The 12,758-nt window shown below is 38.0% G+C and carries 14 protein-coding genes; 5 read left to right on the top strand and 9 right to left on the bottom strand.

What is annotated here, in order from left to right:
- Window positions 1-155: 155 nt before the first annotated feature.
- The 4 genes from H9632_RS02560 to xerD form a co-directional block, all read right to left on the bottom strand.
- Window positions 156-1,886: a SulP family inorganic anion transporter gene (locus tag H9632_RS02560; RefSeq protein ID WP_191702548.1), complete on the bottom strand. Its 1,731-nt coding sequence runs from the start codon at window positions 1,884-1,886 to the stop codon at window positions 156-158.
- Window positions 1,887-2,036: 150 nt separating this feature from the next.
- On the bottom strand, window positions 2,037-3,341 hold the full coding sequence (locus H9632_RS02555) for a pyrimidine-nucleoside phosphorylase (protein WP_191702547.1): 1,305 nt from the start codon (window positions 3,339-3,341) through the stop codon (window positions 2,037-2,039).
- Between the two features lie 14 nt (window positions 3,342-3,355).
- Window positions 3,356-4,534 (bottom strand): phosphopentomutase, encoded by a 1,179-nt coding sequence (deoB, locus tag H9632_RS02550; RefSeq protein WP_191702546.1) that lies wholly within the window; start codon window positions 4,532-4,534, stop codon window positions 3,356-3,358.
- An 89-nt stretch (window positions 4,535-4,623) separates the two neighbouring features.
- Window positions 4,624-5,526 (bottom strand): site-specific tyrosine recombinase XerD, encoded by a 903-nt coding sequence (xerD, locus tag H9632_RS02545; RefSeq protein WP_191702545.1) that lies wholly within the window; start codon window positions 5,524-5,526, stop codon window positions 4,624-4,626.
- Window positions 5,527-5,712: 186 nt separating this feature from the next.
- Here xerD and H9632_RS02540 point away from each other — a divergent pair, with 186 nt between their 5' ends.
- The 3 genes from H9632_RS02540 to H9632_RS02530 all read left to right on the top strand — a co-directional run bounded on the left by H9632_RS02540 (window position 5,713) and on the right by H9632_RS02530 (window position 7,921).
- Window positions 5,713-6,108, top strand: a complete 396-nt coding sequence (locus H9632_RS02540) for a MerR family transcriptional regulator (RefSeq protein ID WP_318247663.1) — start codon at window positions 5,713-5,715, stop codon at window positions 6,106-6,108.
- Between the two features lie 36 nt (window positions 6,109-6,144).
- Window positions 6,145-7,467 (top strand): hemolysin family protein, encoded by a 1,323-nt coding sequence (locus tag H9632_RS02535; protein WP_191702544.1) that lies wholly within the window; start codon window positions 6,145-6,147, stop codon window positions 7,465-7,467.
- 109 nt (window positions 7,468-7,576) lie between these two features.
- Window positions 7,577-7,921, top strand: coding sequence for a general stress protein (locus tag H9632_RS02530; RefSeq protein ID WP_191702543.1), 345 nt, complete (start codon window positions 7,577-7,579; stop codon window positions 7,919-7,921).
- A 112-nt stretch (window positions 7,922-8,033) separates the two neighbouring features.
- On the opposite strand, the gene fur is transcribed toward H9632_RS02530, so the two are convergent.
- The 3 genes from fur to H9632_RS02515 all read right to left on the bottom strand — a co-directional run bounded on the left by fur (window position 8,034) and on the right by H9632_RS02515 (window position 9,682).
- Window positions 8,034-8,498, bottom strand: coding sequence for a ferric iron uptake transcriptional regulator (gene fur / locus H9632_RS02525; RefSeq protein WP_191698236.1), 465 nt, complete (start codon window positions 8,496-8,498; stop codon window positions 8,034-8,036).
- A gap of 64 nt (window positions 8,499-8,562) precedes the next feature.
- The gene (locus tag H9632_RS02520; RefSeq protein WP_191702542.1) at window positions 8,563-9,072 is read right to left on the bottom strand and encodes a hypothetical protein; all 510 of its coding nucleotides are present in this window, start codon (window positions 9,070-9,072) and stop codon (window positions 8,563-8,565) included.
- Between the two features lie 58 nt (window positions 9,073-9,130).
- A complete protein-coding gene (locus H9632_RS02515) occupies window positions 9,131-9,682 on the bottom strand; it encodes an NUDIX domain-containing protein (RefSeq protein ID WP_191702541.1) in 552 nt (183 codons plus the stop codon).
- 88 nt (window positions 9,683-9,770) lie between these two features.
- On the opposite strand from H9632_RS02515, the gene H9632_RS02510 reads away from it, so the two are divergent.
- Both H9632_RS02510 and H9632_RS02505 read left to right on the top strand, forming a co-directional pair.
- Window positions 9,771-10,661, top strand: a complete 891-nt coding sequence (locus H9632_RS02510) for an aldo/keto reductase (RefSeq protein WP_191702540.1) — start codon at window positions 9,771-9,773, stop codon at window positions 10,659-10,661.
- A complete protein-coding gene (locus tag H9632_RS02505; RefSeq protein ID WP_191702539.1) occupies window positions 10,658-11,128 on the top strand; it encodes a VanZ family protein in 471 nt (156 codons plus the stop codon). The genes H9632_RS02510 and H9632_RS02505 overlap by 4 nt, the downstream gene beginning before the upstream one ends.
- A 30-nt stretch (window positions 11,129-11,158) precedes the next feature.
- Here H9632_RS02505 and H9632_RS02500 read toward each other — a convergent pair whose 3' ends face one another.
- Both H9632_RS02500 and H9632_RS02495 read right to left on the bottom strand, forming a co-directional pair.
- The gene (locus H9632_RS02500) at window positions 11,159-11,416 is read right to left on the bottom strand and encodes a YqkE family protein (RefSeq protein WP_191702538.1); all 258 of its coding nucleotides are present in this window, start codon (window positions 11,414-11,416) and stop codon (window positions 11,159-11,161) included.
- A 122-nt stretch (window positions 11,417-11,538) separates the two neighbouring features.
- Entirely contained in the window at window positions 11,539-12,717 is a 1,179-nt protein-coding gene (locus H9632_RS02495; RefSeq protein ID WP_191702537.1) for an acetyl-CoA C-acetyltransferase, read from the bottom strand.
- Window positions 12,718-12,758: the final 41 nt, after the last annotated feature.

Raw genomic sequence — 12,758 nt, 5'->3', positions numbered from 1 at the left:
GTATTACAATTAATTTTTAATCATTCATAGTACGAAAAAAGAGACTAAGTAGAAAGTTAAACTTTCTGCTTAGTCTCTCATTGCATATTCATAGCACAAACTTCTGGGTAGCACTTGTCCTATCAGTCTCCCCTGTCAATTTATGCCTTCGACGATCAAAGTTTATCTCCTTCCCCTTGTGATAAAACTTGGCATTCCTTAAACGCTAAATGCTTGCAGCCAATACATTTTTTTATGTTAATATAATCAAAAGCTGCCGTAATTGCTTCCCCTGTATTCTGATAAAAATTCCGTTCTTCAATTAAGTCGTATAATCCACTACGTCTCAGCATTTCCTCTAAACTAGGCTTAACCCCCGTAACGAAGACTTCACCGCCATTCGACTTGAAATTTTTTACGATACTGCGGAAATATTCTTCCCCTGTCGAATCAATATAAGGTACCTTTCCTAAACGCATAATAAATACATCAGGTCGGTAGTTAATAGTATTTAATATCGATTGTTCAAAAGTTTGTGCTGCACCGAAAAAGAGGGGACCTTCTATTGTATATACACTAATCTGCGGACAATCATGTAAATCCGACACCATCTGGGGTTTCAGTTTACTACCATCTTCCTCTAAATTAGGTAATACTTTCGATACGACGAGCATTTCACTCATTCTTTTTGCAAAAAGCACCACTGCTAAAACAAGACCAACCTCAACTGCCAAAGTTAAACTTGTAAACACCGTTAACAAAAATGTAATTACAAGTACAAGCGAATCCCCGGATTTCAATTTTAGAATATGTGAAAAATGATGGCGTTCACTCATATTCCATGCCACAATCATTAGTACCGGTGCTAAGCTTGCTAGTGGAATATGTACAGCAAACGGCGCCAAGATTAGTAGTGTCAAAAGAACAAATATTCCGTGGATAATACCTGACATTGGCGAAGTTGCTCCTGTTTTAATATTAGTAGCTGTTCGTGCAATTGCCCCTGTAGCTGGTATTCCTCCAAAGAATGGTGTAACAATATTAGCTATCCCTTGCCCAATAAGCTCCCTATTACTATGATGCTTGCTGTTTGTCATACCATCTGCAACAACTGCAGACAGTAAGGACTCAATCCCCCCAAGCATTGCTATAACAAAGGCTGGACCTATTAACATGTAAATCCGTTCAATTGTTATTTCCGGAATTTGAAATTGCGGTAATGTATTTGGGATTGCTCCATAGGTCGAGCCGATTGTTGTCACTTGACCTTGTAAAAAAAGCACTGCAACAAGAGAGGAAACTAAAATTCCAACGAGTGCCCCCGGAATTTTAGGTAAAAATTTCGGAGTAATAATAATCATGGTTAAACTGATGATCGCTATGAGAACGCTATAGAAGTTTATTGTTCCTATATTGGAGGCAATCTCTATAATATTCATATGGAATTTTTCATGCTGCTCCATATTCGACAAACCTAAAAAATTCCCGATTTGTCCTGCAAAAATGATGATGGCAATACCTGCCGTAAATCCAACAGTAACAGGTCTGGGAATATATTTGATGAGTGTCCCTAGTTTGAAAACTCCCATTAATACCAGCATAATACCTGCCATCAATCCTGCAATGAGCAGGTTTTCATACCCGTAGACTAATACGATTCCAAGTAAAATCGGAACGAATGCACCAGTCGGACCGCCAATTTGAAATTTTGAGCCACCAAATATCGATATCAAAATCCCCGCAATAATCGCCGTGTAAATCCCATATTCTGGGTTAACACCAGATGCTATCGCAAAGGACATAGCCAAAGGTACAGCGATAATCCCTACGATTATCCCTGACAGTAAATCCTTTTTAAAATGGGCGAATGAATAGCCTTCAAATCTACCTGACCATTTAACTTGCATACAATCCCTTCTTCACTATTTATTCATTTATATAGTTATTATCGTACATAGTACAGTAATTTAATTCATATTTTACCATATTTATGTATTTTCAAAAGCATAAAAAAAGCCTTTTACTACCCTTTCGGACAATAAAAAGCTTTACCTATATTATTGAGTTATAATCGCTTCAATTAACTTCGGTGCTTCTACTTTTTCAGCGGAAATGAATACATGTGCATAGATTTTTTCCATTACATGTTCTATATTTTCGCTATTAGCATGAATTGTCATTAAAGATTCACCTTGTGCAACTTGATCGCCTACTTTTTTATGCAGGACAAGTCCTACGGCTAAATCGATTTCAGACTCCTTAGTAGCACGCCCCGCACCAAGTAACATAGCTGCTGTACCAATATCATCAGCTTCAATTTTTGAAATATAGCCCGCTTGTTTCGCTGGAACGTCAATTTGATATTTTGCTTGAGGTAAGCGTGATGGATCATCCACTACTGAAGCATCGCCACCTTGAGCAGCGATAAACTTTTTCAATACTTCCAATGCCGCGCCATTTGCTACAACTTCCTCCAGCATTTTTCGTGCTTCCTCGATTGTTTCGGCTTTTCCGCCTAAAACAACCATTTGGGAACCTAATGTGTAGCATAGTTCATTTAAATCTGCTGGGCCTTGACCTTTTAATGTATCAATCGCTTCCTGTACTTCCAATGCATTACCAATTGCATAACCTAAAGGTTGGCTCATATCCGAAATAATTGCCATCGTTTTACGACCGACACTGTTTCCGATTTTCACCATAGCTTCTGCCAGTTTAACCGAATCTTCGACTGTTTTCATAAACGCACCGTCACCTGTTTTTACATCAAGAACGATTGCATCAGCACCAGCTGCGATTTTTTTGGACATTATGGAACCTGCGATTAATGGAATGCTTGAAACCGTTCCTGTTACATCACGAAGTGCATATAGCTTTTTGTCTGCCGGCGTTAGGTTACCTGATTGACCGATAACAGCCATGCCGATTTCATTTACTTGGTTGGAGAATTCTTCACTTGATAATTCTACATGGAAGCCTTCAATTGCTTCCAATTTATCAATCGTTCCACCTGTATGACCTAAGCCACGACCGCTCATTTTGGCAACAGGTACACCGACAGCCGCTACCATTGCTGCAAGTGGTAAAGTTGTCGTATCTCCTACACCGCCTGTTGAATGCTTGTCTACTTTAACACCTTCAATAGAAGAAAGGTTAATTTGGTCACCAGATTCCACCATTGCCATCGTAAGGTCCGCTCGTTCACGATCCGTCATATCTTTAAAGTAAATCGCCATACATAAAGCACTTGCCTGATAATCAGGAATCGTACCATCTGTATAACCTTCAACGAAAAAGCGGATTTCCTCTGTCGTCAATTCTTCGCCATTTCGCTTTTTTTCAATAATATCTACCATTCTCATGATGATTGTCCCCCTTATTTAAGCTCTTCTAAAAAGCTTTTTCCGAACTGTGGTGCTGCAACCTTAAAATTATCAGCAATTGTTGCTGCAATATCTGCAAATGTTTCACGTAATGGCAGCTGTGTTCCACCATTAAAGCGAGGAGAATAAACAATTAATGGCACAAATTCACGTGTATGGTCTGTACCTGGGAATGTTGGATCGTTTCCGTGATCAGCCGTAATGATTAGTAAATCATCGTCTGATAACGCATCCAATACTTCCGGTAATCGACGATCGAATTCCTCTAATGCTTCACCGTAACCTAATGGATCACGACGGTGTCCGAAGTTCGCATCAAAATCAACAAGGTTCAGGAAACTTATCCCATGGAAGTCACGACGAACAACTTCAGCCATTTTATCCATACCATCACTGTTGTCTTTTGTACGAATTGATTCGGTAACCCCATCACCATTAAATATATCCGAAATTTTACCAATTGCAATTACTTCTAGATTCGAGTCTTTCATTTCTGCCATTGTTGTACGCCCAAATGGTGTTAATGCATAGTCATGACGATTGGCCGTACGCTTAAAGTTGCCCGGCACTCCGACGAAGGGACGTGCAATAACACGACCAACTAAAAATTCCGGATTTAAAGTTAATTCTCGTGCAATTTCACAAATTCTATATAATTCGTCCAAAGGAATAACGTCTTCATGTGCTGCAATCTGTAAAACAGGGTCAGCAGATGTATAGACGATTATTGCGCCTGTTTCCATATGTTCCTTACCGTAATCATCAATGACAGCGGTTCCACTATACGGCATGTTGCAAAGCACTTTGCGCCCTATTGCCGTTTCTAATTGAGTAATCAGTTCTTGTGGAAAGCCTTTCGGATAAACTTTGAATGGGGTATCAATATTTAGACCCATTATTTCCCAGTGACCTGTCATCGTATCTTTTCCTACAGACGCTTCTTGCATCATGCCAAAATAAGCTGTAGGTGTTTCGACTTTATTAATACCTTTAAGTTCACGTATATTGGCTAAGCCCATTTTTTCCATATTCGGCATGTTTAAGCCATTCATTTTTTCTGCTATATGACCTAATGTGTTTGAGCCGGCATCGCCAAAATTATGTGCGTCCGGTGCTTCACCAATACCTACAGAGTCCATTACGATTACATGTATCTTTTTAAACGGTTGCATAATGCTTTCACTCCTATTCTTCCTCTCTATTTTACATAAAAGGCCTAAACAAATAAAGGTCAGACATCCGATTTCGATAGAATTTATTTTTAGGCACGTGGATGGAATTGTTTATATACTTCGGACAAACGAGTTTTGCTTACATGTGTATAGATTTGTGTTGTAGAAATGTCTGCATGACCTAGCAGCTCCTGGACAGCTCGTAAATCTGCTCCATTTTCGATTAAATGAGTAGCAAATGAGTGCCTCAATACATGTGGTGTTATTTCTTTTGAAATATTTGCCGTTTCCGCATGTTCTTTTATAATTTTCCAACAGCCTTGTCGAGTAAATCGTTTCCCTCTTTGCGTGATGAAAAACGCATCATTTTTAGGAGCATTTCCTAATAGCTTTGGTCTTGCTTCTTCTAAATATGTGCTGCATGCTTTCAGTGCTCCTCGACCAAGCGGAATAATCCGTTCCTTTCCACCTTTACCAAATACGCGAACAAAGCCCATCGTAATGTGGATATCTTCCAAATTTAATTCAATAAGCTCACTTATACGCATTCCGGAGCCGTACATAATCTCTAAAATCGCTATATCCCGAACACCCTGTGGTTTTTCTATGGAAGGTGCAGCTATGAGATCCTCAATTTCTTCTACTGATAACACCTTTGGTAATGATTGCTCTTTTTTCGGCATTTCCAAATGTACAGTAGGATCTTGATCGGTTACCTTTTCTCTAAGTAAAAATTGATGAAAGGATCGAATCGAAGAAATTTGTCTCGAAATCGTTTTCGAAGACTTACCTGCTGTCCGTAAACTCTCCAAATAAAGCAAAATATGTTCACGAACAGCTTCATGAAATGCATTAATATGCTGTTCATAATGGATATGACGAGCATAAGCGATTAAATCTCGTTTATACGATTGTAAAGTATTATCAGAAAGCTGCCGTTCAACCTTAATAAAATGAAGATAATCGTCTATTGAATCTTTCAAAGCTTGCATAAAAAATCGCCCCTCTAGCATTATATAAACTCATTTTACCATTTTACTTAGACAGTCGATATAATTGCGCCTCCATACATTTTTACTAATATTTGTTTTTCTGTTTATATATGGATTATGTTTACAAAATGTACTTTCTGCGTTATTCTTGAAAGTAAAACGTTATGATTGAGGTGATAACTTGGGATCGAAAAACTAAAAATTGGAGAGCTTGCCACTGCTACTGGGGTAACAAAACGGACAATTGATTATTATACAAATTTAGGCCTTTTAAAAGTTGAGAGATCGGCATCCAATTATCGCTATTATGATAAAGAAATGATTAATCGCATCCACTGGATTGAGGAGCAAAAAAAGCAAGGTAAATGTTTAGATGAAATCCATCGTTTAATTGCTCCTACAGAAAATGAGCCTGAAGAAATCGATATTCAAGACATTCGTTTACAAATGCGCAAGCTCGAACATGATGTAACAGTATTAATGGAACATTTAGATGAGAAGGAGCGACAAAAGCTTCGTAAAAAAGTTTCGCCTGAAAGTGTAGCACTCATGCAGTCACTTTTATTAATTTTAAATAACTAGGAGGTGAACGTTCTACTTCGTGAGTAGAACGCTCGTTTGACCACAATCATTAACTTAATAATTTTCTCGGTTTTAATCGCTTTAACCGCCTTTTTCGTAGCAACTGAATTCGCTATCGTAAAAGTACGTCAATCACGTATTGATCAGCTCGTTGCTGAAGGGAAATCTGGTTCACTCTCAGCTAAAAATGTAACAACACATTTAGATGAATATTTATCTGCCTGCCAGCTGGGGATTACCGTAACAGCATTAGGAATTGGTATGGTTGGTGAATCTACTTTTGAGTTTATATTACACCCGCTATTCGAATCCATCGGAATTGGTACAGATTATATTCACTGGTTTACATTAGGCGGAGCTTTCTTTTTGGCAACGTTTTTCCACGTTGTAGTTGGTGAATTGGCACCTAAAACAATTGCTATCCAAAAAGCGGAGGCCGTAACTATGGCATTTGCGAAACCTATTCAATTTTTCTATAAACTAATGTTCCCTTTAATCTGGCTATTAAATGGTTCTGCACGTTTATTATTGAAAGTGTTCGGTATGCAACCAGCGAGTGAACATGAATTATCACATACGGAAGAAGAATTACGATTACTTTTATCGGAAAGTTATAAATCAGGCGAGATTAACGTGAATGAATTGAAATATGTAAACAATGTATTTGAATTCGACGATAAGATTGCACGTGAAATTATGGTACCGCGAACGGATATTATTGGATTTGATATATCCGCTACGTTTGAAGAAGTGTTAACTCAAGTATCTGAAGAGCGCTATACGCGTTATCCAGTCTATGAGGGCGACCGTGATAATATATTAGGTTTTTTAAATATTAAAGACTTTTTAACACTCGGGATGAATAACCGAATTAATCCCGCTACATTTAAGCTTGAGGACTTCATCAATCCCGTAATCCATATGATCGAGACCACTCCTATTCAAAGTTTATTGCAAATTATGCAAAAGAAAAGAATCCATATTGCGATATTATTGGATGAATACGGTGGAACGAGCGGAATGATTACTGTAGAAGATATTCTGGAAGAGTTAGTCGGAGAAATTCGCGATGAATTTGATGACGATGAAATTCCGGATATTCGTAAAATTGGCGAAAATCATTATTTAGTCTATTCTAAAGTATTACTTGATGACGTTTCAAAGTTGCTGTTCTTGAATATTGAAAGTCCTAACGTCGATACAATCGGTGGCTGGTACTTTACAAATATGCCAGATTTAAATATTGAGGATTCATTCATTTATGAAAATTATCTATTTAAAATCCAGGAAATCGATGGACATCAAATTCAATTTTTAGAGATAAAAATGCTAGATGATTTAATTGAAACAGTGCTGTAACCTATATTTCTTCACAACCCTCCAAAAGAACTAGTATTTTCCCAAAGTTTTAATTAACTAATGTTAGGGAATCATATAACTATTCTTAAGTTAAGGAGAGTGTATGTAAATGGCAATTTTAAAATCAGTGGAAAATGGTGTACAGGCTAAATCAGTAATTGAATCTTTCGTTGCAGAAGGCTATGATCGTGATCACATTCATATTTTTGCGAATAGCAATAAGCGTGCAGAAGATATCGCAGAATTTTTCAATGTAGATGCCGGAGCAACGGCGGAAACAACCAAAAATGATAAAGGGGTTTTGGCAGCGATTAAAAACTTTTTCCAAATGACGCCTGATGATCTTCATCATCAACTGTCTAACTTAGGAATAGGTGAACATGAGCATGCTACTGCTAAAGATGATTTAGAAGCAGGAAAAATCCTTATTATTGCACATCATCCACGTACTTAATTTAAATAGTAATACTTGAGACGATTAGGAAATCCTAATCGTCTCTTTTATGTTCTATAAGAAAACAAAAAAAGAACAGCCACTTGCGCTGTTCTTCTTTTTTGATTATAGATTATGCATTGCTGTCTCCAGAGTTATCATGATCATGACAACGCCAGCAGATGCCATGGAATGTCAGGCGGTGATCTTTAATTATAAAGTTCCAACGTTTCTCCACAATTTCTTCTACATCTTCCAATAAATCTTCTTGAATTTCATCTACTGCGCCACACTCGATACAAACTAAATGATGGTGGAAATGCTTTGCGCCCTCTTGACGTAAATCATAACGAGACACCCCGTCACCAAAATTAATTTTATCGACAATTTTCAGCTCGGTCAAAAGCTCAAGTGTACGATATACAGTAGCCAGTCCAATCTCAGGTGCTTTATCTTTTACTAATAAGTAAACATCCTCGGCACTTAAATGATCTTCCTCATGCTCAAGTAATACCGCTACTGTTGCTTCTCGCTGTGGCGTCAGCTTATAGCTCGCACTATGCAGTTGCTTTTTAATTCTATCAATACGGCTCTCCATATGTGACGCCCTCCTAAACTCTTTTCATTATACCAAATGAGTAAAACTCATTACAAGACAATGATTATTTAAATAAATAAGTAATTGCTATATTTTCAAGTCCGAAAAAAACTACCATCATTATTAACAGAAATATTACTTTTTTCCAAGGCATTACATTTTTCAAAGCTCGTCTACCACTATTGTTATTCGTAATTTGATAGAGAGCGATCAATAGTACACAATAGATCAATTGGAACGGAAACCACCAAAATGCATACAATTTTATAGATTGATGCTGCACAAGTAAATAAACCGAACTAAACCCTAGGAAAGTGACTTTTATAGAAATAAAAACTAGGGCTAGTCGTGGTAAATATTTATGTGTCGAAAAGAATAATACTATAATTAAAGAAACTAGGAAAGGAACAACACTCCAAAGCAGTTCCGGTTTTTCCAAATTAAGTAGTCTTCGATCACTATATTTAATAATTTGCTGTACTTGCTCAATTTGAAACAATTGATAACATGCTACACCACAAATAAAACATATGACTATCATAGATGTATATTGAATATATAAATATTTACGCATTTGGACGCCTCCTTGTCCATACAACTTATGCACATAAATTGTCCTTATGCGTAAACATTTACTGTTTTAAATTCATTTTCATTTTCACCCATAAAACTGCAAAAGCAGTTTTCGCATCGAATATTCTTCCATCAGCAACCATAGCTTCAGCTTCTTCCAATGATAGTTCCATTAGGTCTACAAACTCATCTTCATCTAAGTCCACGGGAATGTCCAATTTTTTTAACTTTTCCGCAACATAGATATGGATAACTTCATCTGCAAACCCAGGTGAAGTTGCAAAGGCTTGAACAAATTTCAAATCCTCTGACGTATAACCTGTTTCTTCCTCCAATTCCCTGCGCGCTGTCACAATTGGCTCCTCACCTTTTTCCATCTTGCCTGCGGGAATTTCTACAATTGAACGCTCCAGAGCTTTGCGGTATTGCTCAACAAACAGAATTTTATTGTTTTCTGTAATAGCTATTACAGCAACAGCACCGGGATGATTAATAATTTCGCGCTTTCCCGTTTCTCCATTCGGGAGCTTAACATCATCAACTTTCAGTGAGATTACTTTTCCTTTAAAAATAGATTCAGAATGGATCGTTTTTTCTTCAAATTTTTTCATGACTACGCCTCCACTTGTTCTCTTACTTCCATTCATTGTACCATTAGTAAGAGCTTTTCTAAAATATCGAATGTTGGAGGGATAATTTATGAAAAAAAGACAATTAGGTACGAGCGATCTGCATATCTCGGAATTGAGTTTAGGCTGTATGTCATTGCCTCTGAATCTATCAGAAGCAAAAGAAATAATATACGCTGCTATAGATGCAGGCATCAATTACTTTGATACAGCAGATTTATATGATCGTGGAGAAAATGAAAAAAATGTCGGAATAGCATTGAAGAAGCATCGACAACATATTTATTTAGCTTCGAAAGTAGGTAATCGTTGGGAGGAAGGAAAAGACGGCTGGAAATGGGATGCTTCTCCAGACTATATTAATGCGGCTATTCGTGATAGTTTGCGTCGTTTACAAACGGATTATTTGGATTTATACCAGCTGCATGGCGGAACAACTGATGACAATTTGGAAGAAGTAATCGACACATTTGAAAGCTTAAAAAAAGAAGGACTGATTCGTGAATACGGTATCTCTTCTATTCGACCGAATGTATTCGTTCCTTTTCTACAAAAAAGTAACGCTGTCAGCAATATGATGCAGTTTAATATTTTTGATGAACGAGCAAGTGAGTTTTTTGAGGTAATTGAAAAGACGGACGCATCAGTCGTTACACGTGGCTCCATTGCAAAAGGACTACTTACTAATGAATGGCGCCAACGATTGGGTTCATATATGGGCTATGAGGAATCTACTGCCGAGGAAATTTTACAGAAAATTGAACAACAGTACAGCGATGTCCATGCTGCTGCGCTTGCATTCAATCTGCAATATCATACGATTGCCTCTACAGTGATTGGTGCACATACAATCACACAGTTGGAACAAAATCTGGATGCCTACGAAAAAGCTCAAACATTGCACAATATTACTGACATCCATAATTGGACGAAAACTGAACGGTATACAGAGCATCGATGAAAAAAGCTATATCATTCGTAATAATTGGTCTTATCATTGTTGCAGTCATGTCCAATATGAGGTATGAACAGCAAACGATAATTCCCTTATTAAAAGAAGTTTTAGAGGATAAACCTTTTGAAGACTTTTTAAGTCAATTCCAAATTCCTTATTGGGGGAAAATAATATCGGTTGAATCTGAAGGCTACTATAAGTTTTTGGAATTCCTGTTCAGAAAAGGTGTCCATTTTTTGGGCTATGGATTACTCGCGGTCATCTTTTATATTTTCTATAGTAGGCTGAAATGGAAATTCCCTACTGTACTTGCTTTTTTCACAGTAACTGTAATTGCATCCCTGGATGAGTATCGTCAAAGTATGATTCCTGGGCGCAGGGGGCTTATAGAAGATGTAGTAATCGATGCTTGTGGTGCAATCACATTGCTAATACTAACAAAAATTGGACAGGCAGTATTAAAAAAAAGCTAGCGCAATCTTTACGTTGCACTAGCTTTTTGCTTAAAATTTGGAACCTTGATCCCCGTATTGATTTAATAGTTCTTCAAAGCTCATGTTTTTCTCACGTTGTTTCCGTTCGAAAGCGGCTTTAGCTATACGCTCTTCTTCTTTTGCTTTTTCATCGGCAACCATATCCTGCTTTGCTGCCTTTAATTTGGCCAACACGTCTCCACCAAGCTGATCGGCTAAAGTTGCCGGTTTTTCTTTTGGGACATTAAATTCTTCATTTGTACTTCTTTGTTGTTTCTTTTTTGCCATAATTTTCACCTTCTATATATAATCCATTACGATTTGGGTAATTGCATCCTGATTCGGCTTTATACTGAACATTGCATGTAGTCTGCATTCATCCCTTTCAGTGCGTTTCTGAACCCCACCGTTTAGCGCTGTACGATAGTGGCTACCCCTTGCCCGCCACCGATACATAATGTAGCAAGACCAAATTCTGCATCTTGCTTTTGCATTTCGTGGAGCAATGTTACTAAAATACGTGCGCCGCTCGCACCAATCGGATGTCCAAGTGCAATTGCCCCACCGTTTACGTTTAGTTTATCATGATTGAACGCTAATTCGCGATCAACTGCAATTGCCTGGGCAGCAAATGCTTCATTCGCTTCAATCAGGTCCATTTTATCTAATGTTACATTTGCCTTTGCTAATGCTTTTTTTACAGCTGATACAGGCCCTACCCCCATAATGGCGGGGTCTACCCCTGCACTCGCATTTGCAACAATCGTAGCCATTGGTTTAAGCCCTAATTCGAAAGCGCGCTGTTTCGACATTACAACAACTGCTGCTGCCCCGTCGTTAATACCTGAAGCGTTGCCGGCTGTTACAGAGCCTTCCTTTTTGAAGGCCGGGCGCAATCCATTCAATTTTTCCGTAGTCGTGCCATGCTTTACATATTCATCCTGTGCAAAAACGATTGGTTCCCCTTTCCGTTGAGGGATTTCGACAGGAACAATTTCTTCTACAAATCTATTTTTCTCGATAGCCTCTGATGCACGAGCTTGTGAGCGAGCCGAGAATTCATCTTGTTCTTCCCTAGTAATACCATACTGATCGCATAGATTTTCCGCCGTTACACCCATATGGTAATCATTAAAAGCACACCATAACCCATCTTTTATGAGTGTATCGATAATTTTTTGATCGCCCATACGGAAACCTTCCCGCGCATTTTGCATAATATAAGGTGCTTGACTCATATTTTCAAAGCCCCCTGCAACAATAACTTCTGCATCTCCAGCAATAATTGCCTGGGCTGCTAAATGAACCGCCTTTAACCCAGAACCGCATACTTTATTAATAGTCATGGCAGGAACTGTATGAGGAACACCCGCTGCAATGCTTGCCTGTCTTGCTGGATTTTGACCTAAACCTGCTGCAAGTACATTCCCCATAATTACTTCATCAATAGTCGTTGGATCCAACTGTATACGATTTAATGCTTCTTTTATTACGATACTCCCCAATACTGGAGCCGAAATATCTTTCAATGTCCCTTGAAAAGCCCCTATCGGTGTACGGACTGCACTTACAATTACTACTTCTGTCATGAAAAAATCCCCCTTTTTGATGTGAATCCCTTTGTAGGCAA

This window comes from Solibacillus merdavium (assembly GCF_014836935.1).
Taxonomy (GTDB): Bacteria; Bacillota; Bacilli; order Bacillales_A; family Planococcaceae; genus Solibacillus; species Solibacillus ferritrahens.
The sequence above is the reverse complement of the archived record's forward strand: the minus strand, read 5'-3'. Positions and strand labels throughout refer to the sequence as shown.